The sequence below is a fragment of the Pseudotabrizicola algicola genome, from assembly GCF_010915705.1.
GTDB classification, from domain to species: domain Bacteria; phylum Pseudomonadota; class Alphaproteobacteria; order Rhodobacterales; family Rhodobacteraceae; genus Pseudotabrizicola; species Pseudotabrizicola algicola.
Map to the genome: position 1 here is coordinate 1 of NZ_JAAIKE010000029.1, position 1,096 is coordinate 1,096.

At 64.8% G+C, this 1,096-nt stretch carries 2 protein-coding genes; both read right to left on the bottom strand.

Features of this window, described 5'->3' with window-relative positions; all coding sequences use genetic code 11:
- Positions 1-587: 3-oxoacid CoA-transferase subunit B (locus tag G3572_RS21815; RefSeq protein WP_164615818.1), on the bottom strand; the 587-nt coding region annotated here is incomplete at its 3' end.
- Positions 587-1,096: CoA transferase subunit A (locus G3572_RS21820; protein ID WP_164615820.1), on the bottom strand; the 510-nt coding region annotated here is incomplete at its 5' end. The genes G3572_RS21820 and G3572_RS21815, both read right to left, overlap by 1 nt.

Here is a 1,096-nt window from a genome sequence, read left to right on the forward strand (position 1 = left end):
TCGGTGACGCCATCGGCGAGTTCGACGAGTTTGAGGCCGCCCGGGACCACGTCGAGCACGCCGAGGTTGGTGATGATGCGGTCGACCACGCCCTTGCCGGTGAGGGGCAGGGTGCAGGCGCGCAGCACCTTGGATTCGCCGTGTTTCGAGGTGTGGTCCATCACCACCACCACGCGCCCGACGCCCGCGACAAGGTCCATCGCGCCGCCCATGCCCTTGACCAGTTTGCCCGGGATCATCCAGTTGGCGAGATCGCCGTTTTCGGCCACTTCCATCGCGCCGAGGATCGCCATGGCGATCTTGCCGCCGCGGATCATCGCGAAGGATTGCGCGGAATCGAAGAAGGCGGTCTGCGGCAGTTCGGTGATGGTCTGTTTGCCCGCATTGATGAGGTCGGCGTCTTCCTCGCCCTCATAGGGAAAGGGGCCCATGCCGAGCATGCCGTTTTCCGATTGCAGGGTCACGCTGATGCCCTCGGGGATGTAATTGGCCACCAGCGTCGGGATGCCGATGCCGAGGTTCACATACCAGCCGTCCTGCAGTTCGCGCGCCGCGCGGGCGGCCATCTGGTTGCGATCCCAAGGCATTACACGGCCTCCTTCTTGCGGGTGGTGCGCTGTTCGATGCGTTTTTCGTGCTGGCCCTGGATGATGCGGTGCACATAGATGCCGGGCAGGTGGATGTGGTCGGGATCGAGGCTGCCGAGCGGCACGATTTCCTCGACCTCGACCACGCAGACCTTGCCGCAGGTGGCGGCGGGCGGGTTGAAGTTGCGGGCGGTCTTGCGGAAGACCAGATTGCCCGAGGGGTCGGCTTTCCACGCCTTGACGATGGAGAGGTCGGCGACGATGCCGCGCTCCATGATGTATTCCTGCCCGTCGAAGGTCATGGTGGGCTTGCCGGTCGCGATCACGGTGCCGACGCCGGTCTTGGTGTAGAAGCCGGGGATGCCCGCACCGCCCGCGCGCATGCGTTCGGCCAGCGTGCCCTGGGGGTTGAATTCCAGCTCCAGCTCGCCGCTCAGATACTGGCGCATGAATTCGGCGTTCTCGCCCACGTAGGAGGAGATCATCTTCCTGACCTGCCGGGTTTCCAG